This is a genomic window from Methylocapsa palsarum (assembly GCF_900114285.1).
Classification (GTDB): Bacteria; Pseudomonadota; Alphaproteobacteria; order Rhizobiales; family Beijerinckiaceae; genus Methylocapsa; species Methylocapsa palsarum.
In genome coordinates this window covers 29,277-54,419 of record NZ_FOSN01000016.1, presented here as the reverse complement: position 1 = coordinate 54,419, position 25,143 = coordinate 29,277, and the positions used below count along the sequence as shown (strand labels likewise).

Annotated in this window: 25 protein-coding genes and 1 tRNA gene; 13 read left to right on the top strand and 13 right to left on the bottom strand. The window is 62.2% G+C overall.

All coding sequences use genetic code 11. The annotated features are described in order from the left end of the window. Positions 1 to 120 precede the first annotated feature (120 nt). Positions 121 to 525, top strand: a complete 405-nt coding sequence (locus BM177_RS15510) for a protease inhibitor I42 family protein (RefSeq protein WP_091685326.1) — start codon at positions 121 to 123, stop codon at positions 523 to 525. A 79-nt stretch (positions 526 to 604) separates the two neighbouring features. On the opposite strand, the gene BM177_RS21280 is transcribed toward BM177_RS15510, so the two are convergent. From BM177_RS21280 to BM177_RS15495, 4 genes are all read right to left on the bottom strand, one after another. Next, positions 605 to 901, bottom strand: a complete 297-nt coding sequence (locus BM177_RS21280; protein ID WP_175492642.1) for a hypothetical protein — start codon at positions 899 to 901, stop codon at positions 605 to 607. Positions 902 to 1,113: 212 nt separating this feature from the next. Continuing rightward, on the bottom strand, positions 1,114 to 2,211 hold the full coding sequence (locus BM177_RS19620) for a hypothetical protein (protein WP_175492641.1): 1,098 nt from the start codon (positions 2,209 to 2,211) through the stop codon (positions 1,114 to 1,116). Between the two features lie 14 nt (positions 2,212 to 2,225). Beyond that, a complete protein-coding gene (locus tag BM177_RS19615; RefSeq protein WP_139223661.1) occupies positions 2,226 to 2,492 on the bottom strand; it encodes a hypothetical protein in 267 nt (88 codons plus the stop codon). A gap of 126 nt (positions 2,493 to 2,618) precedes the next feature. Next, positions 2,619 to 2,693, bottom strand: a tRNA-Thr gene (locus BM177_RS15495). 512 nt (positions 2,694 to 3,205) lie between these two features. Here BM177_RS15495 and murA point away from each other — a divergent pair. From murA to BM177_RS15475, 3 genes are all read left to right on the top strand, one after another. Beyond that, entirely contained in the window at positions 3,206 to 4,501 is a 1,296-nt protein-coding gene (murA, locus tag BM177_RS15485) for a UDP-N-acetylglucosamine 1-carboxyvinyltransferase (RefSeq protein ID WP_091685318.1), read from the top strand. Between the two features lie 158 nt (positions 4,502 to 4,659). Then, entirely contained in the window at positions 4,660 to 5,178 is a 519-nt protein-coding gene (locus tag BM177_RS15480; protein ID WP_091685315.1) for a DUF2948 family protein, read from the top strand. Positions 5,179 to 5,278: 100 nt separating this feature from the next. Then, positions 5,279 to 7,093 (top strand): aminopeptidase P family protein, encoded by a 1,815-nt coding sequence (locus BM177_RS15475; protein ID WP_091685312.1) that lies wholly within the window; start codon positions 5,279 to 5,281, stop codon positions 7,091 to 7,093. 4 nt (positions 7,094 to 7,097) lie between these two features. Here BM177_RS15475 and BM177_RS15470 read toward each other — a convergent pair whose 3' ends face one another. Then, positions 7,098 to 8,135, bottom strand: coding sequence for a cytochrome-c peroxidase (locus BM177_RS15470; RefSeq protein WP_091685310.1), 1,038 nt, complete (start codon positions 8,133 to 8,135; stop codon positions 7,098 to 7,100). A gap of 153 nt (positions 8,136 to 8,288) precedes the next feature. On the opposite strand from BM177_RS15470, the gene pheS reads away from it, so the two are divergent. The 6 genes from pheS (at position 8,289) to ppa (ending at position 13,295) form a co-directional block, all read left to right on the top strand. Further along, positions 8,289 to 9,374 carry a phenylalanine--tRNA ligase subunit alpha gene (pheS, locus tag BM177_RS15465; RefSeq protein WP_091685307.1) on the top strand — a complete coding sequence of 362 codons (1,086 nt, stop codon included), beginning with the start codon at positions 8,289 to 8,291 and terminating at the stop codon, positions 9,372 to 9,374. 61 nt (positions 9,375 to 9,435) lie between these two features. Continuing rightward, positions 9,436 to 9,807, top strand: coding sequence for a hypothetical protein (locus BM177_RS15460; protein WP_091685305.1), 372 nt, complete (start codon positions 9,436 to 9,438; stop codon positions 9,805 to 9,807). A gap of 94 nt (positions 9,808 to 9,901) precedes the next feature. Next, positions 9,902 to 10,570 carry a cob(I)yrinic acid a,c-diamide adenosyltransferase gene (locus BM177_RS15455; RefSeq protein WP_091685303.1) on the top strand — a complete coding sequence of 223 codons (669 nt, stop codon included), beginning with the start codon at positions 9,902 to 9,904 and terminating at the stop codon, positions 10,568 to 10,570. Between the two features lie 146 nt (positions 10,571 to 10,716). Next, positions 10,717 to 12,024: a hypothetical protein gene (locus tag BM177_RS15450; RefSeq protein WP_091685302.1), complete on the top strand. Its 1,308-nt coding sequence runs from the start codon at positions 10,717 to 10,719 to the stop codon at positions 12,022 to 12,024. Between the two features lie 91 nt (positions 12,025 to 12,115). Continuing rightward, positions 12,116 to 12,622: a GNAT family N-acetyltransferase gene (locus BM177_RS15445; protein ID WP_091685300.1), complete on the top strand. Its 507-nt coding sequence runs from the start codon at positions 12,116 to 12,118 to the stop codon at positions 12,620 to 12,622. 136 nt (positions 12,623 to 12,758) lie between these two features. Then, positions 12,759 to 13,295 (top strand): inorganic diphosphatase, encoded by a 537-nt coding sequence (ppa, locus tag BM177_RS15440; RefSeq protein WP_091685383.1) that lies wholly within the window; start codon positions 12,759 to 12,761, stop codon positions 13,293 to 13,295. Between the two features lie 69 nt (positions 13,296 to 13,364). Here the strand turns inward: ppa and BM177_RS15435 are convergent, their stop codons facing one another. The 8 genes from BM177_RS15435 to BM177_RS20955 all read right to left on the bottom strand — a co-directional run bounded on the left by BM177_RS15435 (position 13,365) and on the right by BM177_RS20955 (position 22,144). Further along, entirely contained in the window at positions 13,365 to 14,258 is an 894-nt protein-coding gene (locus BM177_RS15435) for a bestrophin-like domain (protein ID WP_091685297.1), read from the bottom strand. A gap of 203 nt (positions 14,259 to 14,461) precedes the next feature. Continuing rightward, positions 14,462 to 15,121 (bottom strand): methionine biosynthesis protein MetW, encoded by a 660-nt coding sequence (metW, locus tag BM177_RS15430; protein WP_091685295.1) that lies wholly within the window; start codon positions 15,119 to 15,121, stop codon positions 14,462 to 14,464. 1 nt (position 15,122) lies between these two features. Beyond that, positions 15,123 to 16,295: a homoserine O-acetyltransferase MetX gene (gene metX / locus BM177_RS15425; RefSeq protein ID WP_244532378.1), complete on the bottom strand. Its 1,173-nt coding sequence runs from the start codon at positions 16,293 to 16,295 to the stop codon at positions 15,123 to 15,125. Positions 16,296 to 16,464: 169 nt separating this feature from the next. Next, positions 16,465 to 16,932, bottom strand: coding sequence for an aspartate 1-decarboxylase (panD, locus tag BM177_RS15420; RefSeq protein ID WP_091685292.1), 468 nt, complete (start codon positions 16,930 to 16,932; stop codon positions 16,465 to 16,467). A gap of 233 nt (positions 16,933 to 17,165) precedes the next feature. Further along, on the bottom strand, positions 17,166 to 19,199 hold the full coding sequence (locus BM177_RS15415; RefSeq protein ID WP_091685378.1) for an acetyl/propionyl/methylcrotonyl-CoA carboxylase subunit alpha: 2,034 nt from the start codon (positions 19,197 to 19,199) through the stop codon (positions 17,166 to 17,168). A 22-nt stretch (positions 19,200 to 19,221) separates the two neighbouring features. After that, positions 19,222 to 20,829, bottom strand: a complete 1,608-nt coding sequence (locus BM177_RS15410) for a carboxyl transferase domain-containing protein (RefSeq protein ID WP_091685380.1) — start codon at positions 20,827 to 20,829, stop codon at positions 19,222 to 19,224. 7 nt (positions 20,830 to 20,836) lie between these two features. Then, a complete protein-coding gene (locus BM177_RS15405; RefSeq protein WP_091685289.1) occupies positions 20,837 to 22,000 on the bottom strand; it encodes an isovaleryl-CoA dehydrogenase in 1,164 nt (387 codons plus the stop codon). A gap of 9 nt (positions 22,001 to 22,009) precedes the next feature. Beyond that, positions 22,010 to 22,144 carry a hypothetical protein gene (locus BM177_RS20955; protein ID WP_280140569.1) on the bottom strand — a complete coding sequence of 45 codons (135 nt, stop codon included), beginning with the start codon at positions 22,142 to 22,144 and terminating at the stop codon, positions 22,010 to 22,012. A 17-nt stretch (positions 22,145 to 22,161) separates the two neighbouring features. Here BM177_RS20955 and dapE point away from each other — a divergent pair, with 17 nt between their 5' ends. From dapE to BM177_RS15390, 3 genes are all read left to right on the top strand, one after another. After that, positions 22,162 to 23,343, top strand: a complete 1,182-nt coding sequence (gene dapE, locus BM177_RS15400; RefSeq protein ID WP_091685286.1) for a succinyl-diaminopimelate desuccinylase — start codon at positions 22,162 to 22,164, stop codon at positions 23,341 to 23,343. A 171-nt stretch (positions 23,344 to 23,514) separates the two neighbouring features. Next, positions 23,515 to 24,051, top strand: coding sequence for a Spy/CpxP family protein refolding chaperone (locus tag BM177_RS15395; RefSeq protein WP_091685284.1), 537 nt, complete (start codon positions 23,515 to 23,517; stop codon positions 24,049 to 24,051). 106 nt (positions 24,052 to 24,157) lie between these two features. Then, positions 24,158 to 25,099, top strand: coding sequence for a hypothetical protein (locus BM177_RS15390; RefSeq protein ID WP_091685281.1), 942 nt, complete (start codon positions 24,158 to 24,160; stop codon positions 25,097 to 25,099). The last annotated feature ends 44 nt before the right edge of the window (positions 25,100 to 25,143 follow it).

Below are 25,143 nucleotides of genomic sequence, written 5' to 3'. Positions count from 1 at the left end.
TTTTCGGCCAAACGCATTCGCCCGCGACTTCGATGAGAGCGGAAAATCCTTGTTGTGGCGTTGTGTTCGCAGGACCGGGCGCGCAATTATGATCGACCGTTTTCAGCAGGATTTCTCGCCATGGCCGTCTCGCGCCTGCAACAATGTCTTGTTTTTGCGCTGTTTGTTGGCGCAATGGCCCGCGGGGTTTGTGGCGGCGCCGTCAGGGCGCAGACCAGCGGCGAGACCCTCGATCTCACCATTGGCGGCTCCGCCATCGTCGAATTGGCCGAAAACCCATCCACCGGCTACAGCTGGAGCCTCAGCGCAGCGGAAAGCTCGAATCTCAGAGCGCTCGTCATTTCGGCCGAGGGGTTCAAGTCTGGCGGCGGGAACGGCGCTCCGCTGATCGGCGCGCCGGGCGTGGCGCAATTCAAGATCGAGGGCCGCAAATCCGGCGCCGCGCGCGCAATGTTCGTCTATTCCCGACCCTGGGAGCATGGCGCGCCCGCCGGACGCCATGTCGTGACGGTCAAGGTGAGGTAAGGGGGAAGGCGAGGGAGACGCCTCCTTATATCCCGGGCGGTGCGCAGCCGTCGGCGCGGTGACGCCTCGCAAAAGGCGGCTAATAAACCCTGTTCACAAAAATCGACTTGATCCTGGCTGCGAATTGTCCAGCTTCATAGTCCGTCCCTAGCTGGGTCGGGTGGGTGCCGTCCGAAGAAATATAGTAATCACCGTTTCCATTATTCTTTGGCGCTGTCACGCTGCCGGTCCCGGTGATCACAGCTCCGTCCTGGCCTGAAATCAGCGGGATAAAATAGATGCGAGGATCGTTAAGTTGCATCACTGCGGCTTGTATGGCCAATTCACTGTTGACGGAGGCGGCATCCGGGCCGCGGCTGCCTGGAAAAGTGCCCATCGCTAAGATCGGCACGGCTGGTAGGGCTGAGCGGAGCTTCCGGAAAAGGGACACAGCCGCAGCCGTTATCTGTGTCGCCCCGTAACCTTCATCATTGATGGGACCGCCTACAACAACGACATCGGGCGAGATTTGGATGGCGTCATTAACATGACCTTCATAATTAAAAAACTTGCCTTGATTATTGTTTATGTAGCCGGTCGCAGCAATTCCTAGGACCCAAGGATCGGACCAGCCAAGAAGTTTCGATGCTGATACCGGCCATGGGGGCTGCCGAACAGAGGGAAGCCATAGCCGCCAGTCTCAATTGATGAGCCCAAAAACGCGACGCGAAATCTGTCCACCGTGGAGGGCGCACGTAAAGTGCTGGCTGCGTCCACGCTGACGCCCCCGAATCTGATGTTTCCGTAATCTTCGATTGTGATTGTACGCTGTTTCCGGCTGCCTGCCTTGGTAAAGTCGAGCAGAAAATAGGATGGGCCGGCCAATCCTTTTACGCCTCCTGGGCTTAGCTTCCGTCCGTCTATGATGATGTTTGCGGGCTCTGCTCCCCAAGACACGAGGATTGCGACAATCGGAGCGTCCGTAACAAAGCTTGCGGACCAAAAAAAATTGTCGACGCCATTGTTAAAGCCGATGTTTCCGCCCGTCCCATTCGCGATCGAATGAACGGCTGGAAAGGAGATGAAGCTCGAATTTCCGGTCGGCTGCGCAGTTGGCGCGCCCCCGCCAAAATTAAAGCTGGAAGGACTGGTTAATGGGTTGAAAAATTGTGTCAGGCCCAAGGACGCCAGTGTTGAGACGCTAGTAATCGTTGGAGCCGCAGGATCCGGTGTGTTGACAAGTGAAGGACCAAGATAGACCCACGCGGCGGTGCCGTCGCCAATGTCGGCGTAGCTGGTTCCAATCGGACCTCCCGAGGCTGCGCTCGTTCCTGCAGTTCTGCACAAGTAAAGATTTGAGCCGTTTTGGGCCGCCTCTCCGACGGCGTAGGTCTTATTTGGGATCCATGCGGAAGCGGGGCGCAGGGGCATGTTTGTGAATGAGTTTGAAATTTGAGCCGCGGCCGCCAATCTGCGCATTTTCGCGCCGAACGTTTCTGTCGCGTGTGCCGGAAGGGTAGAGGTCAGGAGTGTCGTGAAAAGGGCAATGCCTAAAAGTGCGCATCGAAAGTAGATCATGATATTTCCATCAATGTTGGTATTTAAAAATAGTATTATAATAATTTGTGCATTATGCCCTATTTGATAGGATGTTATCAAGCTGCGCATTATACGGTTTTTGAACGTTAAAATATTTGACGACGCCATGAAATAATGCGGTATTATAGTCTTTCTATACTTAAATTTAGCCAATACGGAAAGTAAATCATATTTTTGTCCGGCTCCGAACCGCGTTCCACGATTTCAGCGATGAAGACGGGGAATGATGAAGACGAAAAAATAAGTGGCCATGCTGCGCGGTGCGGGCCGCCGGAAACAACGCCCGCTCCTTCGACCGGAAGGCGGGCGGCTTCGTGCTGCTCATATTCCTGGGCAACCCGCCAACCGCGCGGTTCAGGACATAGATTGTTCAGGACATCGAACAGCAAGCCAATACGATGGCGCGTTCGGAGCCGGCTTGCGGGCTCCTTTTTTCGCTTGAAAGGTTTTTCGACAAGACCAGTTCATGTGAACCGACCGACATTTTCGTCGTCTTTGTCAACTCGTTGTTTTTATGGTGCTGCGAGACAGGATTGAACTGTCGACCTCTCCATTACCAATGGAGTGCTCTACCACTGAGCTACCGCAGCGTTCACAAAGGCGTCGATGTTTGGAGCCGCCGGGCGCGTGTTTGGCATAGGCTCGCTGGTTAGGCAAGCGTTCCGCTTCGAGGAGGCGGCGGACCTGTCGACCGTCCGCCTCCGCGCCCGACCGGAAGCCGTGTCCTTGACCGCGAGCCCTGACCGCGAGCCTTGTCTTGGCCGCCTCCTGGCTCTACAAGGCCTTTTTGGAGCGGCGCGAGGGCGTTCGCCCCAGGGTTTTCAGACCTGAACCTTTTGAGTTCGATTTAATGGGATTTTCGGAACACGACGATCGTCCTGCGCCAGAGAGCGGCCAGGCGAAGACTTCTCTTCAGGAGGCGGCTCTTCAGGAAGCTGCCCGAAAAAGCCGTCTCGCTCAAGCCTTGCGCGCCAACCTGAACCGACGGAAGGCGCAGACCCGCGCCCGCGCCGCCGGGCAATCAGGCCCCGGCGCCGAACGCCCGACCGAGACAGTCGGCCGCCGCGATTAAAATCAAGATCATTTCGAAGCTGGGGGATTCATGGATCGCATTCGCATCGTGGGCGGCCAGCCGCTGAACGGCGTCATTCGTATTTCCGGGGCGAAAAACGCCGCCTTGCCGCTGATGATCGCGTCGCTTCTCACCGCCGAGACGCTGACGCTCGAAAACGTTCCAAACCTCGCCGACGTCAATATGCTGCTGCGCATTCTGGGCCATCATGGCGTCGATCATTCGGTCGACGGCAGGAGGGCCGGGGCGCCCGCGCGCGCGAGCCGCCCGATCCACCTCACCGCCAAAACCATCGTGGATACGACAGCGCCCTACGAACTCGTCTCCAAGATGAGGGCGAGCTTCTGGGTTCTCGCCCCGCTGCTCGCCCGGATGGGAGAGGCCAAGGTGTCGCTGCCCGGCGGCTGCGCCATCGGCACCCGTCCGGTCGATCTTCTCATCATGGCGATGGAGAAGCTTGGCGCCCGCGTGGAGATCGAGGCGGGTTACGTCCACGCCGTCGCGAACAAGGGCCTCATCGGCGCCACTATCGAATTTCCCAAGGTGACGGTGGGGGGCACCCATACGGCGCTGATGGCCGCTTCTCTGGCCAAGGGGCACAGCGTCCTCGTCAACGCGGCGCGCGAGCCGGAAATCGTGGACCTCGCCGACTGCCTCATCAAAATGGGCGCGAAGATCAAGGGCGCGGGCCAGTCCATCATCGAAATCGAGGGAGTCGGCAGCCTGTCGGGAACGGTCCATAAGGTTCTGCCCGATCGGATCGAGACGGGAACCTATGCCATCGCCGTCGCCATGACGGGAGGCGACGTGCTTCTGGAGGGCGCCGCGGCCGGCCATTTGCAAAGCGCGATCGACGTGATCGAGCAGGCCGGCGCGAAGGTTTCGTCCACCAACGAAGGTCTTCGGGTGCAGCGCAACGGCGCCGGAATTTCGCCGGTCGACGTCACGACCGCGCCGTTTCCGGGCTTTCCGACGGATTTGCAGGCCCAGTTCATGGCCTTGATGACCAAAGCCAAGGGTTCTTCACGAATCACGGAGACGATTTTCGAGAACCGGTTCATGCATGTTCAGGAACTCGCCCGCCTTGGCGCCCATATCCGGCTCGATGGCGACATGGCGCTGGTGGAGGGCGTCGAGGAATTGCAGGGGGCTCCCGTGATGGCGACCGATCTGCGCGCTTCGGTCTCCCTCGTCATCGCGGCGCTCGCCGCGCAGGGCGAAACGATGGTCAACCGCGTCTACCATCTCGACCGGGGTTTCGAACATCTCGAGGACAAGCTCAATGGCTGCGGCGCCATCATCGAGCGCCTGTCGTCGCCGAACTAAGGGCAGTCGGCGACGCGATCAAAAAAAGAATTTTCCAATGGAAAATCCGGTCTTTGCGCTTGAGTGAAGCGCCCCAGCACCCCAACTGAGAAGTTCACGCAAACGGAACGAGACGCATGAAGAGCTTTTTCAGGGACGCAATGCCAACGGAGACGCCCATGGCGGGGCGCAGGGCGGCTTTTGCGGGACGCCCCGCGACGCGGCAATTTGCTGCGGCTCAGGTTCCAGAAGAGTTGCGATTGATCGCCTTCGACACGGAAGACCTCAAGATCATTTCGGCCAACGTGCAGGATTCGCTGGTCCGGGTGGGGGAAATGGCCTACCTGCCGAAGACGAAGCGGTTTGTGATCGTCGCGGCGCGTTTCGACTGGGTTCGCGCCGCCGAGGGGAGTTGGGAGCGCTGCCGGACCGGTCTGCAGTTCAGACGCGTCTCGAAAGCGTCCTGTACGGGGTTCGCGCAACGCGACAAGGCGGCGATCCTCAATCTCCTCAGCATCTGCTATCGGGAGACCTCGGCCCCGGCCGGTGAAATTCATCTGATATTTTCGGGCGGGTGCGGCCTGCGTCTTGACGTTGAATGTCTCGAGGCCGAATTGCGCGATTTTGACATCCGCTGGAAAGCGAAAGTTTTGCCGGGGCATCCGCTGGAGGACTGGCCGGAGCCCGGCGTCGAATAAGTCCTGCGGGCGGCGCGATAAGTTAAGCTGAGGCGCAAACAAACGGGGGACAATTCGCCCCGCTGTTGCAGTCCCCTCCGTCGGAATCTAATCTCGTCTCATGTTTGAAAGTCACTTTCAGTCGTTCGAGGATGAAATCGATCCCTCGGTGGGGTCCGCTCGAGTCGTCGCCCTGCGCGAGGCCCTGTCGCGGCTGAATCTCCATGGCTTTCTTGTTCCTCGCGCCGATCGTCATCAGAACGAATATGTCGCGCGTTCGGAAGAAAGACTCGCCTGGCTGTCCGGGTTCTCCGGTTCGGCGGGTCTGGTGATCGTGCTGCGCGACCGGGCCGCGATCTTCGTCGACGGACGCTACGTCCTGGCGGTGAAGGATCAGGTCGATGTCGCGATCTTCCAGCCGGTGGAGCTCGCCGAGACGAGCCCCGAGAAATGGCTCGCAGAAAACGTCCGCGGCGGCGAGCGGATCGGCTTTGATCCGTGGCTTCACACGCCCCGGCAGGTCGAGCGGCTTATGAAATCCTTGAGCGGCGCCGGCGCGGAGCTTGTCGCGGTCGAACAAAATCCCATCGACGGCCTCTGGACCGACCGGCCGCCGCCGCCGCTTGGCAAGATCAGCCTTCACGCCAAAAAACTGTCGGGGGAAGACACAAAGCACAAGCTGGGGCGTGTGGCGGCGGCGCTGGGCGGCAAGGACGCGCTCCTCATCAGCGATCCGCATTGCGTCGCCTGGACGTTCAACATCCGCGGACAAGATGTGTCGCATACGCCGCTGCCGCTTTGCTTCGCCCTGATCCTCAAGGAGGCCAAGCCCCGGATTTACGCAGATCCGCGGAAGTTCGACGGCAAGGCGCGCGAAACGCTTTCGCGCTATGTGGAGATCGAGGCGCCGGGCGGCCTCGAGCGCGATCTCGAATTGCTGGGGGCGCGGGGAGCCCGCGTTGTTTTCGACGCCGGAACCGTTCCCCACAAACTTGTCGCCATCGTCAAGAATTCCGGCGGCGTTTGCGACATTGCGGCCGATCCGATCGCCATCATGAAGGCCCGAAAAAATCCGGTCGAGCTGGAAGGCACCCGGCGCGCGCATCTGCGCGACGGAGCCGCCGTCACGCGCTTCCTGCATTGGTTTTCTGTCAACGCGCCGGCAGGGCGCCTGACGGAGATCGACGCCGCGCAGGCGCTAGAAACCTTTCGTCGCGACACGCTCGAACTCAAGGACCTGTCGTTCCCGACTATCGCCGCAGCGGGGCCGAACGCCGCGATTCCGCACTATAAAGTGTCGGTCAAAACCAACCGCAGAATCGGAAAAGGAATCTTCCTCATCGATTCCGGCGGCCAATACGAAGACGGCACCACCGACATCACCCGCACGCTGGCCGTTGGGCGCCCGACAGCCGAAATGCGCGACCGGTTCACGAGAGTGCTCAAAGGCCATATCGCGATCGCCCGGGCGGTCTTTCCGAAAGGCGTCTCGGGCGCGCAGATCGACGCGCTGGCGAGGCAGTTCTTATGGCGCGCGGGTCTCGATTTCGATCATGGGACCGGCCATGGCGTCGGGTCTTACCTGTCGGTTCACGAAGGTCCGCAACGGATCTCCAAGCTCGGCTCGGCGACGCTTGAGCCGGGAATGATCCTGTCCGACGAGCCAGGCTATTACCTCGCGGGTCACTGGGGCATCCGCATCGAGAATCTGATCATCGTCGAACCTCGCGAGATCGCGGGCGCCGAACGCGACATGCTGGGGTTCGAGACGCTGACCCTCGCGCCTATCGACCTCTCCCTGGTCGCCCGCGACCTCCTCGACGCCGAGGAAGCCGCATGGCTCAATGCCTATCACGCGCGCGTGCGCCGTGAAATTTCGCCGCTGGTCGAGCCGCCCGTTCGTCGCTGGCTTCAGGCCGCGACGAAACGGATTTAAGCGTTCAAAGCGCCGGTTTCGGGGTCGACGCGACATTCGGCGGCAGGATCGGGTAGCTGACCTGGGGCTGGTCGCCGGTGAGGCTGGCGAGGAAATCCGTGATCTTGTCGATTTCGCCGGGCGTGATCTGCTCGCCAAGCTGGCTTGCCGCCATCAATTGCACCGCTTGCCGCAAATCCCAGACCTTGCCGGTGTGGAAATAGGGCGCCGTAAGGGTGATGTTGCGCAACGTCGGAACCTTGTAGACGTTTTCGTCGCTGGCGTCCTTCGTGACCGCAAACCGGCCTTTGTCGGATTGCGGCAGATATTCGACGCCGGGTTTGATCGCCGCTCCGAACTGAGCGTATCGGCCGCCGCCGATGTTTATGCCGTTGTGGCAGTCCGAACAGCCCTTCTCCATGAACAAGGCGAGCCCTTCCTTCTGGCTGGCCGAGAGCGCGTTGGCGTCGCCGTTCAGGAACCGGTCGAACGGCGCGTCCGGCGTGATCAGGGTGGCTTCGAAGACGGCGATGGCTTTCTGCGCGTTGGACTTCGTGACGGGGTCCGCCTCGCCGGGGAACGCGTCCGAAAACGCCGCTTTATATCCGGGAATGCCTTTCAACTGCTCGCCGACCTGCGATTCGAGGGATGCCATCTCCACCGGATTGATCATCGGTCCGCCGGCCTGCTCCTCGAGATCCTTGGCGCGGCCGTCCCAGAACTGGGCCACGTTAAAAGCCGCATTGAACACGGTTGGAGAATTGCGGCCGCCGCGCTGCCAGTTATGTCCGATCGATGTCGGCTCCGCATCGGCTCCGCCGAGTCCGAGATTGTGACAGGAATTGCAGCTGATGGCGTGGCTCGCGGACAGCCGCGGCTCGAAGAAGAGTTTCTTGCCGAGATCCAGTTTCGCCGGCGTCGACGGGTTTCCGGGCAGGGCGGGCGCGGTTTTGGGGAGCGGCTCGAAAAGCTGGCGAGCCTTCGTCATGAGATCGTCCGCGCCTGCGGGCGAGGCCAAGGCGACGCCCGAGACTGCGGCGGCGGCCAACACGCGCTTCAGCATTGAAAAACCTCCCGAATATGCTGCGTCGCAGCGATCGCGATTTCCTACCCTTCGGCCATGGCCAAGTCAACGCCTTGATCGCGGCGGCGCTTCTCGACAAAGCGGTTGCTCCATGGCAAAAGCCGGGGCTCGCAAATCCGGAGTATGTCTGAGATGTCCGAGCTGGACGCCCTCAAAGCCAAGACTTTAGCCGAGATCGCGGCCGCCGCCGACGAAGCCGCTCTGGAAGAGGTGAGAGTGGCCTCCCTCGGCAAGAAGGGGGCGATCTCCGCGCTGCTGTCCGGACTTGGTAGGATGGCGCCCGAGGATCGCAAAACCTATGGCGCCGAAATCAACGCGCTCAAGGATTGCGTCGTCGACGCGCTGGCGCAGAAGCGCGCCCTCCTTAAGGATTCCGCGCTCGAAGCCCGCCTTCAAAGCGAGACGATCGACGTCACGCTCCCCTCCCGCCCGCGGGCGATCGACCTCGGGCGCATTCATCCGATCACCCAGGTCATGGACGAACTCGCCGTCATTTTCGCGGACCTCGGGTTTTCGATCGCGGAAGGTCCGGACATCGAGACGGACGACTACAATTTCACCAAGCTGAATTTTCCGCCCGATCATCCCGCGCGCGACATGCACGACACGTTTTTTTTCAACCCTGATGAAAACGGGGTTCGCAAGGTTCTGCGCACCCATACGAGTCCAGTTCAGGTCCGCACGATGCTCGGGCAGACCCCCCCGATCCGGGTGATTTGTCCGGGGCGGACCTATCGCTGCGATTCGGACCAGACCCATACGCCGATGTTTCATCAGGTCGAGGGGCTGGTGATCGACCGCTCGGCGAACCTTGGCCACCTGAAATGGATTCTCGAGGAATTCCTGAAGGCCTTTTTCGAGGTGCCGGACGTGAAGATGCGCTTCCGGCCAAGTTATTTTCCGTTCACGGAGCCCTCGATGGAGGTCGACATCCAATGTTCGAGGAAGGGCGGCGAAATCAGGTTTGGCGAGGGCGAGGACTGGCTCGAAATTCTCGGCTGCGGCATGGTCCATCCGAAGGTCCTGAGAAATTGCGGCATCGATCCTGATGTTCACCAGGGCTTTGCCTGGGGCATCGGCATCGACCGGATCGCGATGCTGAAATACGGAATCCCGGATTTGCGGGCCTTTTTCGACGCCGACATCCGCTGGCTCCGGCATTACGGGTTCAGGCCCCTTGATATTCCAAGCCTCGTCGCCGGGCTGACCGGAGCCTGAGCGGCGACCCCGGCGGCCATTGATCCTTTGCGCCGAAACCCCGGCATGTTAAACGGTTCGGATGATCAGCGATCGCCACGGACCGGCTTTCAAGCGCGGCGCCATCGTCGTCGTCGCGGCCTATGCGTTCGCGCTTCAGGCGTTGATCGGCGCCGCTGCGTCGCCGATGGATCAAAAGCCCGCCCAAGGCGTTCTCTGTGGAGTAAACTCGAACTCGCCTGAGTCGCCCGGGCGGCCGCATTCGGGCCACGGGCTCTGCTGCATCCTTGCGTCCGTCTTCTGCGCCCACATTTTTTCGGGGGCGGAACAGGCGACTGTTGCCTCTCCGCCGCGCGTCGCGTCGAATCTGGCGTGGCTTGCTCGGGGAAGGTTCGGAGCGGTCTCGCGGGTGAGCGCGTCTTTTCTGGCGCGAGGCCCTCCGGAAAGCCTCTGAATCCAGCTTTTCGCAAGCGCGTCTTTTCCGCGGCGCGCCGCCCGCAGGGCGGATCGATTGCGTCCTGGTTCGAGCCTGTCAAAAAGGTCAGTCCATGTCTTCGACAGATTCAGATTCAGATTCCGTCGCCGCCGCCTGGTTCGCGGCGTTTTCCTCGGGCGCGTTGGCGCAGGACTCTGCCGACGACTCGCCGGTCAGTCTTCTCGCCGTCACGTCCATCGGCGCCCCGACCATCACGGGCGCGCGCAACCCCAGAAACGAACTTCGCATCGAAGCGTATGGGGCCATCGACGAAGCGAATTGCGCCATCGGACTTGCGCGCCTCGCGATCTCGACGAATCCCGAATGGGCGAGGGTGGACGCAACTTTGCTCTGCGTCCAGAACGATCTGTTCGATCTTGGCGCGGATCTCTGCCTTCCGGCGACCGGAGCAAGACCAGACTACGAACCTCTTCGCGTCGTTCAGTCGCAGGTGGATCGCCTCGAAAGCAGGATCGCTGAACTGAGCATGGACCTCCAGTCGCTGAATTCGTTCGTTCTGCCGGGAGGGTCGGCCGCCGCGGCGGCTTTGCATTCGGCCCGCGCGACGACATTGCGCGCCGAGCGAAGGCTTACGGATCTGGCCGCCGCGCAGGGGGAAACGATCGGGGAGCCCGCGGTGCGGTATATCAATCGCCTTTCGCAGATGCTGTTTGTCGCGGCGCGATATGTCAACCGGAAAGGCGAAGGCGATATTTTGTGGACGCCGGGCCAGAAAGCGTGACCCGCGGCGCGACGTTCAGGACGCAGACGACGAGACGGCCGGCGCGTTACGAAATCAGTCGCGTGTTGCGCCAATAGCACAGCGCTTGAGATTTTTCGGGGCTAGGATGAGGTCAGGGCGTTCAGGCCTTCTTGACCCGGCAAATCATGTCCCTCGCCACTCGTCACACTGCAACGCCCGCCGAGGACGCGGCTAAGGTCCTGATCCGGGCAGGCTTGATCTGCCTGATGGTCGCCCTGCCATGCGCCGGGGTTTTTTCGCGGGGCGCGATTTATATTCTCGTCCCGGTAGGCGCGATTTTGACGCTTCTGGGCGCCGCTGTCGGCGAGGCGGCCCATGGCCCGGGACAATTGAGGAAAGCCTTCTCGTCGAGAGCCGGCTCGACGGCCTTGTTTCTGGCGTTCTGGGCCGGGCTGTCCTTGGTCTGGACCCCGTTTCTGACGGAGGCCGTCCAGCGCTACCTGCAAACCGTCGGCACCACCCTGCTGATCGCCTTCGCCGCCGCTTATCTGCCGGAAAAAACCAAGCCGTTCGACCTTTATCTGCTGCCTTCGGGCGTCGCTTTGGCGTCCGCGGCGACGCTCGTTCTGGGTCTTTATGGGCCGTTGTGGTTCATCGGCGGTTCCGAATTCGATGAAACGACCTTCGAACGCTCCATCATCACCATTGTCGTCCTGGTCTGGCCGGCTCTTGGCGCATTGTCGTTGCGCGAACACTGGACGCTGGCGGCGGGCCTCGCTTTGCTGGCGGCCGGCGCGGCGCTGGCGGGGTTCGCCCAGATCGCTCTCGCCGCCATGGGCGCGGGGGCCCTGACATTCGCCATCGCCATGTCCGATCCCTCGAAAACGGCCCGCGCTCTCGCCCGCCTGGCCGCCGGCCTTATTTTGCTGGCGCCCGCGCTCCCGTTGGCGTTCGGCCTTGTTATGAGACTGGTCGGTCACGGCGGCCCTCAAGGCTCCGCGCCGATCACCGCGACAATGGCGGTCTGGGCGGATAACGCCACGGGGCAATGGCCCCGGCTTGTCACGGGACATGGTTTCGACGCGGCCAATCGAGGGTTCAGCCTTGGGTATCTGCCGGTCCGGACGCCCAAAAGTCTCTTGTTCGTGGTCTGGTATGATCTGGGCCTGATCGGGGCTGTCGCCTTCGCGATTTTGACGCATCGGGTTTTCTTGCTGGCGGGGAGAATCCCGCCGCTTGTCGCGCCCGCCGTGATGGCGGGACTCGTTGCGATTTTGACGCTCGGCTTTCTGGGCGTCGCGACCGCCCAGATCTGGTGGGTGACCCTCATCGATTGCGCGGTGATCGCATTTGTCATCCTCATCAAAGGCATTTACCGGACCCAGCGGCCGTTCATCGAGTCCCGAGGAGCGCTGGAGGATGAGAACGCCGGACCCGACTCGCCGCCCGGCTTCAATTCGAAGCCGGCCTTCCCGCCAATCTCAGACTTGTGATTGGCCACGCCTTGGCTCGGCATCGCTCGCGCCGAACAAATCCCCGATTGGGGTCTTGCGGGAGCCGGTGAACCCGCTTTAACATCACGGAATGATCGAGGCAGTCATCACCGTCAGGAATGCGCGCGAAGGCGACGCCCAGAGCATTGCGGACGTGCATGACGCCGCATGGCGGGACGCCTATCGCGGCGTCATACCGGGGCGTGAACTGGAGCGGATGATCGCCCGGCGGGGTCCGCGCTGGTGGCACTCGGCGATCATGCGCGGCTCCCGGCTGCTCGTGCTCGATTTCGATGAAATCATCGGCGGCTACGCCAGCTACGGCCGTAACCGGGTGCCGTCCCTGCGTTATGGGGGCGAGGTTTTCGAGCTTTATGTCGCTCCTGAATTTCAAGGCCTCGGGTTTGGCAAGCGGCTGTTCGAACTCGCCCGCAAAGATCTCGCCGAACATGGCTATTCTTCTTTTGTCGTCTGGGCGCTCGCCGATAACGAACGGGCCGTCGAGTTTTACCGGCGGCTTGGAGGACGCAATGTGCGGGAGGCTCAGGAGCGATTTGGCTCGGAGACGCGCGCGCGCCTTGCATTTGCGTTCGAGTGACCTATTTTGCCGCCGAGCTAAAGCCTGCCCGTAATGGGCGGGTTCCACTAGAATTGCGCTCCGCCCTTTGAACCGGCGCCCTTGATCCGCAGTGCCGGCCGCGGCGCCAAAAACCCCGAACAATCCGGAGATGAAGATGCGGCTTGACGCTATTTCGATTGGCTCTAACCCGCCCTCCGAGGTGAATGTCGTCATCGAGGTTCCCATCGGAGGCGAGCCGATCAAATACGAGCTGGACAAGGCGGCCGGCGCGCTGATCGTCGACCGTTTTCTCTACACCTCGATGCGCTATCCGGGGAATTACGGGTTTATTCCGCACACCTTGTCCGAGGACGGCGACCCCTGCGACGTGATCGTCGCCAACACGCGCGCCATCATTCCGGGGGCCGTCATGAGTTGCAAGGTCGTCGGCGTGCTGCTCATGCGAGACGAGGCGGGCGGCGACGAGAAGATCCTCGCGGTGCCCTCGGCGAAACTGACGAAACGCTACGCCAAGATCGAAAACTATACCGACCTGCCCGAGATCACCTTGCAACAGATCGAGCACTTTTTCGCTCACTACAAGGATCTTGAAACAAACAAATGGGTGAAAATCGAGCGTTGGGGCGACGCCGACGAGGCGCGCGGTTTTGTCGTCGCCGCGATTGAACGAGCCAAAAATAAAAAATACTGATGACGAGCGCTGGTCCGCCCGCCACGGCGATCTCCCTCCGGTCGTTTTGAACAGAAAAGTCCGCCGCGCTCAGCGTTTTTTGCCGCCTCCGCCGGCGTGGCGATGAACCGGCTCGGGGGGCGGCGCCTTCTCGACGGTTTTTGCCTCGCTCGGGATTAAAGGGGGCGGGGATGCGGCGCGCGGATCCAGAACAACCTCCCCGACTTTGGCGATCGGGTCGCTTGACACGTAAATCGGCGGCTGAAACGGACCTTCGTTCGCCGCGACAAGGCCAATGATCAGGACGATGCTCGATGTCAATATGACCATGGCGGCGACGTGCGGGCGCCGCTTGTCAAGATGAAGCAGCGCGATGCTGATCTGACCTGCGAGCGCGAGCAAGAGAACGCAGGCCCATTTCGTCGATTCTGAAAAGGGCGCGCTGAGCACGAGCCGGGCGGCGCGCGCGCTTTGAACCTTCAACGCCGTGTCCAGAAGCAGAGCGTCGAATTTGGCGTTGGCGTCGTTGGGATCATGGTGAGTGGAGGCAACCGTTCTCAGCAAGGCCCCAAGCGCTTCTTCAGCCTCCGGAACGCCGCCCCCATATTGCGCCATGCTGGGCCATTCTTTTTCGGTGACCGCGGTGACGTAGACGCGAATGGCCTGATGAATGCCGTCGATCGGAAGGCCGCTGTCGGCCGCCAGCGCGCGGAGCATCGTCAGACTGGCGCTTTCCGTCTCCACGGCCGTCGCCGCGCGCCGGTTGATGTCCCAGATGTCGCTCGTAAGGAATCCCAGCTGGATGCTGAAGATCACCATGATCGCGCTGAACAGTTCAGGCACGGTTTCCCTGAACGAGAGTATCCAGTTGCGTGTGCGGGGGCCAAAACACAAGGCGTAAATGCAAAGCGCCGATCCGCAGTAGAATGTGGTGACGGCGAGAAGCATCAAGGGAAGCGGCAGGTTCAACCACGCGTCGATCATGAAGGCGCCTTTGCCGAGAGAGGCTTGATCAAGACATTAGAGCATATTCCGATTGGATTGAATCAATCCAATCGACAAGAATATGCTCAAGTCTTTGATTATGGAGCGATTTCTGATCGATCGCATGATTTCATGCGATCGGAAAGCGCTCTAAATGCGGGCGCCCTGATCAAGGCGCGGCCAGCGACGGGCCAACACGCCGATCATCTCCGCTTACGGGCCAGACGGAATACGCCTTGCTCGCCAAAGAAATTCCAGATCCACGGCGCGCTGTAGGCGAGGGGTTTGCCGAAACGGTCGAGGGCGACGCCGCGCTCGATACGGGCGTCGAGAGTTTTGGCGAGAGCGATAAAATCCTGGATCGTGCAAAAATGGATATTCGGCGTTTCGTACCACAAGGACGGAAGATTTCGCGTCCTCGGCATATGGCCGCCGACGGCGATCTGCGCGCGGATGCGCCAATGCCCGAAATTGGGAAACGACACGATGGCGTGCTGGCCGATCCGCAGCATATGTTCAAGCACCTGCTTGGGCTGACGGGTAGCCTGCAGCGTTTGCGATAAAATCACATAATCGAACGCCCCGTCAGGGTAGCCCGCCAGGTCTGTGTCCGCGTCGCCCTGGATGACGGAGAGACCCTTGGCGACGCAATCGTTGACGCCGCGCTGGGACAGTTCGATGCCGCGCGCGTCGACGCCTTTTTCTTCGGCGAGCAGACGCAGGAGCGCGCCGTCGCCGCAACCGACGTCGAGGACGCGGCTGTTCGGCTTCACCATATCCGCCACGAGCAGCAGATCGACGCGCGGCGGCGCTGGTGGAGTCGGCGAGGGAGCGTTGACAAGTGTGGCGTCGCTCACGTTCAGCCTATCTTGTTCTGGCGGGGGGAAGGCCGCGCGCGCGCGCCGCCGCGTCGAGAAATCCGCGCGACGTCGCGATGAAATCGGGGACGTTCAGCAAAAAGGCGTCGTGACCGCGATCGGTTTCAATGTCGACGAACGACACCGATGCGCCGCCGGCGTTCAGGGCATGGACGATGGCGCGCGAGGCGCTGGTCGGATAGAGCCAGTCCGAATTGAACGAAACGACGCAAAAGCGGGTCTTCGCGCCCTTGAAGGCGAGGGCGAGCGAACCGCCATAGTCCGCCGCAAGATCGAAATAATCGCAAGCCCTCGTCATGTAGAGGTAGGAATTGGCGTCGAACCGGTCGACGAAACTCATGCCCTGGTAGCGAAGATAGTTTTCGATCTGAAACTCGGCGTCGAATGAAAACGTCGGCGCCGTCCTGTCCTGCAGTTTGCGCCCGAATTTATTCTGCAGCGCTTCGTCCGACAGATAGGTGATATGCGCGGCCATCCGGGCGACGGCGAGACCCTTGGTCGGGATCTGGCCCTCCTCGAGGTAACGGCCCTTGCGCCAGTCGGGATCGGCCATCACCGCCTGCCGCCCGACCTCGTGAAAGGCGATGTTCTGCGACGAGTGTTTGGCGGCCGTCGCGATCGGCATGGCGGCGAAGACGCGCTCCGGGTAGGTCGCGGCCCATTGAAGCACCTGCATTCCGCCCATCGAACCGCCGGCGACGCAAAACAAAGTCTCGATCCCGAGATGGTCGATCAACATCGCCTGGGCGCGGACCATGTCCCTGATCGTCACCATCGGCAATTCGAGACCGTAGGGGCGCCCCGTCGACGGATTGAGCGAGGCCGGTCCCGTCGTGCCCATGCAGCCGCCGACGACATTCGAGGAGATGACGAAATAGCGGTCGGTGTCGATCGGACGGCCCGGTCCGACCATGGTCTGCCACCAGCCCGGCTTGCCGGTGACCGGATGTTCGTTGGCGACATGCTGGTCGCCGGTCAGGGCGTGGCAGACCAGGATCGCGTTGGATTTGTCGGCGTTCAGGACGCCATAGGTCTGGTAGGCGATCCTCAGGGGACTGAGCTCGGCGCCCGCATCCATCGCAAGCGGCCGATCAGGACCAAAATGCGCGACAAGGCTGTGGGGCGCGTCGACCTCGCGAAGTCCAGCCGTTTTATTCACCGGAACAGTCAAAGGCCTGCCGATCGTCCGATATGGCGAACATACGTTCGTTACTTAGGAGCGCGCCGGAAGCGGAGTCAAGGTTATCCGGGCGATTTCCTTCCCTCGGGATATGCGTCGCGGAGAAGAATTTTCTATCGCGCGCTAAAGCCATTGCTTCGCGGAAGCGTCAATTGACCCGCTTCGAGCTGGAGCGCGACAGCAGCGGCGTCGGCAGCTGGGCGCCCTGCTCGTCGAGGATTGCGAACTGATAACGGCCTTCGTCGTCGTGGCTGACCGAGTAGCGCAGATGCTCGACGACATTGTTGGCCTCGTCGAAGGTCAGGACCACGGGACTGAGATCCTTGATCCCGGCGCCTTCGACATAGATGGAACTGCAGATGATCAGTTCGTCCCCCGGCTGGCAGGTTCGCGCCGCCGCGCCGTTGAGCACGCAGCATTTCGAGCCGCGTTTGCCCAAAATGACATAGGTCGAGATCCGCGCTCCGGAGTTTTTGTTCCAGATTTCAACGAATTCCAGCGGCAAAATGCCCGCGGCTTCGCAATGCTCCGGATCAAGGGTGATAGAGCCGTGATATTCGAGATTCGCCTCGGTGACTCGGATGCCGTGTAGCTTTCCGCCTATGACCTTCCGCATTCGCTCAAGTTCCGTTCCAAACGCAGCGCCAAAAAAGAGCCGCCGCCCATGATCCGCCCTTGAAAGGGCAGGGATGCAGAGCGGCGAGGGTCGTTCAATCCAAGATCGGGGCACCCATGCATCAAATGGCGCTAAAATCCAGTTATTTTAAGAAGCAAATTCGATGCAAATTGCTTCTTGCCGCTCGGCGCGGGTCTGAACTATCGCCCGGTTCGGGCGAAGAGGCTTCCAAATCAAGCGGGCTCGATCGTGACGAGCTCCACGCCCTCGGCGACCTGATCGCCGATCTTGAATTGGAAAGCCCTTACAATTCCACTGCCTAGCGCGCAAAGCGCATGCTCCATCTTCATGGCTTCCAGGATCAGGACCGGCTGATTGAGCTCGACCTTCGCGCCGGGCTCGACGAGGATGGCGGCAATCCGGCCGGGCAGGGGAGAGACCAGCTTTGCAGCCTGGCCTTTGCTGTTCGTGTCCGGACGCTCCATCGCTCGCGCCGGATCGATTAGGTTGAAGCGGCGCGCGCTCTCGCCCTTGACGAAGACGCGGATTTCGCTTCCCGAGCGCATCCAGACCGCCGCGCGGCGGCGCCCGTCGAGGTTGACGGTCAGCGCGCCGTCGGCCGCCAGATCGCCGCTTGCGGCGTAGACGGCGCCATCTTGCGTCGCGAGGCGCCAGCCGTCGCGTAAAAAAGTGGCCACGACGGTCCGGGACGAGGAAGAATCCTCACGCGCGCGTTCCTTCAAAACTAGTTTTTCCTCAGCGTCCTCGTTGAGGCGCCAGCCGTTCGCATTTCGCCAAGGGCTCCATCGGTCGGCGCCGTCGCCGGCTTGCGCCTCAGCGACGCGCTGGGCGAGGAGGCCGATGACGGCGATCGCCAGGATTTCGTTCGCGGCGGGCGGCCGCGCCGCGAGCAACTGGTGTTGGTTTCGCGCGATGAAGGACGTGTCCGCCGCCGCGTTCGCGAATTCCTCATGACTGACGATCGCCCGGAGGAAATCGAGATTGGCGGCGGGCCCCGCGATACGGATCTCGTCGAGCGAACCGCGAAGGCGCGCGATCGCGGCGGCGCGGTCCGGGCCAAAGGCGATGATCTTTGCGATGAGCGGATCGTAAAAGATCGGGATTTCGTCTCCCGCCCGGAAGCCGGCGTCGACGCGAATGTCGGGCGCGGGCGCTGGAAAATCGAGCCGTTCGAGACGGGCCGCCTGAGGCAGAAATTCGCGCTCGGGATCTTCGGCGTAGAGTCGGGCCTCGATGGCGTGACCGGCGCAAGAGATCCGCGCCTGTTCCAGCGGCAGCAAGCCTCCCGCCGCCACGCGCAATTGCCATTCGACGAGATCGAGGCCGGTGATGAATTCCGTGACCGTGTGCTCGACCTGCAACCGCGTGTTCATTTCAAGGAAATAAAACTCACCGGCGCCGGCGTCGGCCGGAACGAGAAATTCGATCGTCCCCGCGCCGACATAGCCCACGGCTTTCGCGGCGGCGACGGCGGCCTCGCCCATGCGGCGGCGCAGATCGGGCGAGAGGCCGGAGGCGGGGGCCTCCTCGATGATTTTTTGATGGCGGCGCTGAATCGAACAATCCCGGTCGAACAGATGGACGCAGTTTCCTTGCGCGTCGGCGAAGATCTGAACCTCGACATGACGCGTCGCCGGCAGATATTTTTCGACGAGGACGCGCGCGTCGCCGAACGCGGCCATGGCCTCCCGTTGCGCGCTGGCGAGCTGGGCGGCGAAGGCGCTTCGCCCCGTCGCGATTTTCATCCCCTTGCCTCCGCCGCCAGCCGAAGGTTTGATCAGAACGGGATAGCCGATCCGCGCGGCCTCGTGCTCCAGAAGCCGGGATTCCTGAACGCTTCCATGATAGCCCGGCAGCAGCGGCACCCCGGCCCGCTCCATCAGGGTTTTGGCCGTCGATTTGTCGCCCATGGCGCGGATCGCCTCGGGAGGGGGACCGATGAAGACAAGATCCGCCTCGGCGCAGCTTTGCGCGAAATCTGCGTTTTCGGCGAGAAAACCATAGCCCGGATGAATCGCCTGCGCCCCTGCCGCCTTCGCCGCGGCGATGATCTTTTCCCCGGCGAGGTAGCTGTCCTGAGCGGGCGCCGGACCGATCGGCCAGGCCTCGTCGGCGAGCGCGACATGCATGGCGTCGCGGTCGGCCTGCGAAGAGACGGCGACCGTCGCGACGCCGAGCCGCCGCGCGGTCCGGATGATCCGGCAGGCAATCTCGCCGCGATTGGCGATCAGGATTTTGGAGAACATCGCGGGCATTGTGGAACCGCTTTCACATCCGGAACACGCCGAACCGGGTCGGCTCGATTGGCGCATTGAGGGCGGCCGAAAGGGAAAGGCTCAGCACTGTACGGGTTTCCGCCGGATCGATGATTCCATCGTCCCACAGCCGCGCGCTTGAATAATAGGGATGCGCCTCGCGTTCGAATTTTTCGCGGATCGGCGTCTTGAACGCTTCCTCATCCTCGGCGGACCAGGGCGTTCCGGCGGCTTCGAGATTGTCGCGGCGCACCTGCGCCAGAACGCTGGCGGCCTGTTCGCCGCCCATGACCGAGATGCGGGCGTTCGGCCACATCCACAAAAAGCGCGGGCCGAAGGCGCGTCCGCACATGCCGTAATTGCCGGCTCCGAAACTCCCGCCGATTACGATGGTGAATTTCGGAACATTGGCGCAGGCGACCGCCGTGACGAGCTTGGCGCCGTCCTTGGCGATGCCTTGCGCCTCGTATTTCCGCCCCACCATGAAGCCTGTGATGTTCTGCAGAAAGACGAGAGGTATTTTCCGCTGGGCGCAGAGTTCGACGAAATGCGCGCCCTTCAGCGCCGATTCCGAAAACAGGATTCCATTGTTGGCGAGAATGCCGACAGGATAGCCGGAAATATGCGCGAAGCCGCAGATCAGCGTCGTTCCATATTGCGCCTTGAACTGGTCCAGCACGCTGCCGTCAACGATCCGCGCGATGATGTCCAGCACGTCGCAGGGCTGGCGCGCCGAGGCCGGGACGAGGCCATAGATCTCGCGCGGATCATACAGCGGCTCGACCGGCGCTCGAATGTCGAGGTTTGGCGTTTTCACCCGGTTGAGATTGGCGACGATGCGCCGGGCTCGGGCGAGCGCGTCCCAATCGTTCAGGGCGTAATGATCGACGACCCCCGATGTTCTGGCGTGAACCTCGGCTCCGCCGAGGTCCTCGGCGCTCACAACTTCGCCTGTCGCGGCCTTGACGAGAGGCGGCCCGGCGAGAAAGATCGTGCCTTGTCCGCGCACGATGATCGCTTCGTCGCTCATCGCCGGGACATAGGCTCCGCCCGCCGTGCAACTGCCCATCACCAATGCGATCTGCGGAACGCCCGCCGCCGACATCCGCGCCTGATTGTAGAAGATGCGGCCGAAATGGTCGCGGTCGGGAAAAACCTCGTCCTGGTTCGGCAGATTGGCGCCGCCGCTGTCGACGAGATAGAGACAGGGCAGGTTGTTCTCCTGCGCGATCTCCTGCGCCCGCAGATGTTTCTTCACCGTCAGCGGATAATAGGTGCCGCCCTTCACCGTCGCGTCGTTGGCGACGATGACGCATTCCTGGCCGCTGACCCGCCCGACGCCGGTGATGAGGCCGGCCGCCGGAATGGGTTCGGCGTAGACCTCATGCGCGGCGAATTGCGACAATTCCAGGAAGGGCGAGCCCGGATCGATCAAGGCGCCGACGCGCTCGCGCGGGAGCAGTTTTCCGCGCGCCTCGTGCCTCGCGCGGGCTTTCGCGCCGCCGCCCTGTTTGACGTCCGCGACCCTCGCGCGCAGATCCGCGACGAGGCTTTGCATCGCGGCCGCATTGGCGGAAAAGCCGGCGCCGCGCGGGTCGGCTGACGATTTCAGAATGCTCATCGCCGGATCAATGTCCTTCAAACAATTCGCGGCCGATCAGCATGCGGCGGATTTCGCTCGTCCCGGCGCCGATTTCGTAAAGCTTGGCGTCCCGCAACAGCCGCCCCGTGGGGTAATCGTTGATATAACCATTGCCGCCGAGCAGTTGGATCGCGTCGAGCGCCGCCTTTGTGGCGGCCTCGGCGGCAAAGAGCAAGGCTCCCGCCGCGTCCTTGCGCGCCGGCTTGCCGCGATCGCAGGCGCCCGCCACCGCGTAGACGTAGGAGCGCGCAGCGGAGAGGCGGGCGTACATGTCGGCGAGCTTGCCCTGCACCAGTTCGAATTCGCCGATCGCCCGGCCGAACTGCCTTCGCTCCCTTGTATAGGGCAGGCAAATGTCGAGGCAGGCCTGCATGATGCCGAGCGGCCCTGCGGCGAGAACCGCGCGCTCGTAATCGAGCCCGGACATCAGCACCGCGACCCCATGTCCGGGCTGGCCGAGGACATTCTCCTCGGGAACCTCGCAGTCCTCAAACACAAGCTCCGAGGTCGGCGAGCCGCGCATGCCGAGCTTGTCGAGCTTTTGCGCCGGGCGAAACCCCTTGAAGTCCTTCTCGACGATAAAAGCGGTGATCCCGCTCACCCCGGAAGAGTCCTGCGTGCGAGCGTAGACGACCAGCGTCTGCGCATAGGCGCCGTTGGTGATCCAGAACTTGCCGCCGTTGAGGACGTAGCGGTCAAAAACCTTGTCGGCGCGAAGCCGCATCGACAGAACGTCCGAGCCCGAGCCCGTCTCGGACATGGCGAGAGCGCCGACATGTTCGCCTGAAATCAGCTTCGGCAGATAGCGCTGTTTCTGCGCTTTCGAGCCGTGGCGGCGGATCTGATTGACGCACAAATTCGAATGCGCGCCATAGGAAAGCCCGACGGAGGCGGAGGCGCGGCTGATCTCCTCCATCGCGACGCAATGGGCGAGATAGCCCATCCCAGCGCCGCCATCCGCTTCCTCGACGGTGATCCCGAGAAGCCCGAGGGCGCCCATCGCGGGCCAGAGATCCTGCGGAAATTCGTCGAGCCGGTCGATCTCCGCCGCGCGGGGCGCGATCTTGGCCGCTGCGAAATTGCGCGCCATGTCGCGCAGCATCTCGATTTCCGGGCTCAGGGCGAAATCGAGACTGGGAGTTTGCGTCATTGTCTATCCCTAAACGGCGTAGCCGCCGTTGAACGCCAAGATGGCGGGCCCGGTTGCGGGTTCGAACGCCGTGACCCTGATTTCGCCGGTTTGCCCGGCGCAGCATAGCCATGCGATAGCGATCCGGGAATTTTCTTTTTGCATTATCAGGTCCCCCCGCCATGTCCGCCTCCGCGATCGACCTTTGCCGCGCGCTGCTGCGCTGTCCGTCAGTAACCCCGCAGGACGGCGGCGCGCTGGGCGTGCTCGAAGCCTTTCTGAAGGCGGCCGGCTTCGCCACGCATCGGGTCGTTTTCTCCGAACCGGGAACGCCCGACATCGATAACCTCTACGCCCGCATCGGCGTGACGGCGCCCGTGCTGGCGTTCGCCGGACATACGGACGTCGTTCCCGTGGGCGATCCCGCCAGATGGCGCTTCGACCCGTTTGGCGGAGAGATCGCCGAGGGCGCGATTTTCGGCCGGGGCGCGGCCGACATGAAAGGCGCCATCGCCGCTTTCGCCGCCGCCGCGGCGGATTTCGTCGGCGGACACGGATCTGGATATGCTGAGGGAAAGGGCTCGATCGCCTTTCTCATCACCGGGGATGAGGAAGGCCCGGCCCTCAACGGCACGCAAAAGCTGCTTGCCTGGGCGCACGAGCGCGGCGAGCGCTTCGACCATTGCATCGTCGGCGAGCCCTCGAGCCGAGCGCGGCTCGGTGATACGATCAAGATCGGCCGGCGCGGCTCGCTCAACGGAACGCTCGAGGCGCATGGTCGCCAGGGGCACGTCGCCTATCCCGAGCGCGCGGCCAATCCGATCCCGCTCCTGCTGCGTCTGCTCGCCGCGCTGACAGCTGCGCCGCTCGACCAGGGAACCGCGCATTTTTCCGCCTCGAACCTCGAGGTCGTGTCGGTCGATACCGGCAACCCGGCCTTTAACGTCATTCCGGCGCAGTCGCGGGCGCGGTTCAACATCCGCTTCAACGATCTGTGGAGCGCGGAAAGTCTGGCGGCCGAGCTGCGGCGAAGGGCGGCGGCGGCCGGGGGGCGGACGGACGGCGTTGGGTATGATCTGACGTTCGAGCCCTGCAACGCGCCTTCGTTCATCACCGAACCGGACGCGTTCACGACGCTCGTCGCACAGGCGATCAGGGACAAAACAGGTCTGACGCCGGAGCTTTCGACGACGGGCGGCACGTCGGACGCGCGCTTCATTTGCGCCTTTTGTCCCGTGCTGGAATTCGGCCTTCCTGGCGCGACCATGCATATGGTGGACGAGCATGTCGCGGTGAACGATGTGAAGGCGCTGGCGGAGATCTATAAGGCGGTGCTGGAGCGCTATTTCCAACCCGCCGACTGACGTCTTGTCGACAATCGCAAAATATTATTGGATACTTTTCCATCGTCGACAGCGGCGAGAGGTGACAGGCCGGGCGCGATTTACCTCGGGCCTTCTCAAATCGATGGAACCATTTTCCGTCCGGTTCGCCGCCGACGCTTTGGACATCCCGTGACCTGGATTGCGGCTCCCATGAAAATGCCTGTCCTTGCCGGAGCGCTCGCCGCGCTTGTGTTGTCGCCTTGCCTCTCGAACGCGACCTTTGCGGGGCCGGCCGACCCGCCGGAAAAGACTGAAGCGCGCTCCGCCCGGTTTTCGGCCGACGAATTCGCGGCATACTCGGACATGCGCATCGCCGCGCTGAAATCGGGACTTGAACTCAACACGGCGCAAGGCAAGAAATGGCCTGCGCTCGAGGCGGCGCTTCGCGAAGAGGCGAGAAGCCACGCGGAGCGCGCGGCGCAGGCGCACGAAAAGGCCGAGACAAGCCCGGAAAATCGCAATCCGATCGAACGCCTGCTGGACCGCGCCCGAAAGCTCGAGGCTCAATCCGCCGAACTGGCGGTGATCGCTGGCGAGTTTGAAAAGCTGGCGGACGCCGCAGGGCCGCTTTACGACAGCCTTGACGAGGCGCAAAAGCGCAAGTTCGAACCGCTTCTGCGCAAACATGTCGGGCTGCCCGACCGGCGTTACGTCGAGCCGCAAAGAGAGGCTCAAAAGCCTCAATAGGCGTCCGCGTCGCGGAGCCTGAACACACGGTAGCGGCGCGCGCGGAAAGCAGCGCAAGCCGAAGTCGATGACATGAAAGTGAAACGCCCTGAGCGGATATCCTTCCTTGTTTGCGCGTCTCAAAAGCGCCGGGCTGGCGATTTCGGCGGCGGTTTTCCTGGCCGCGTCGGCGCGCGCGATCCACGCCGATGAAAGCCTTTGCGGCGGCAGGCGCTATGAGCTGCGCGCCAAACCAAATGGAGCGTCGCCCTACATTGAACTTGGCGCACAGGGCGCGTCCGGACTGTTTCTGCTGGATTATGGTTCGACGAAGAGTTCGATTGCGCGCGGCGCGCCCATAAAGCCGCAGGAGTTGACCGCCAGCCTTCTCCCTCACGGCCCGCGCGCCGGATTATTTGAGCGAGGCGCCTACGATTTGCCGGTTGCTGAAGCCGAAGGAAGGTTCGGAATCCTCGGAACGGATCTCCTTTCGCAATTGAACATCGAACTCACCAGCGCCGCCGCGTTTCTGAGCCCGCCGCCTTGCTCGCCGGAGGCTCTACGCGGACAGGGGCTTGTTCCGGTCGCGCAGATAGGGTTTTTCTCGGCGGCGCCCTCAAGCGGCAAATTTCCGAACGTGCCTGTCGTGTTTCTTCGAATAGGCGAAGTGCGGACGTGGGCTCAGATCGATACCGGGTATGATGACGTCGCCTACACTCATTCCATCGATATCAACGAAGCTTTTTTCGACAGGCTGAGCGCCAGCGGACTCCTGTTGAGCCCTCTGCCTGATGTTCAGGTCTCGACATGCGAGGGCCTCGAGCGCCGGAGCGTCTACACAATCAAGGATCTTCCCCTCGCGATCGAAAATCGCGAAGGCGCGCCGATTGCGCAAACGCAGATGTATCATCTGATCCTGAAGCGCGCGAACGGATGCGGCGGAATCGGCGCCGTAGCGATTCCCGCCGCGCAATTGGGCGCATCGTTCCTGCGCGTGTTCGGCCCCGTGGTTTTTGATCCCGCATCAGAAACGGTCTGGCTCACAAAGCAAGCGGAGGGACGCCCGTGAGACCGAAATCCAGTCTTGACCTGTGCATGTAGTTGGGTTGTCGA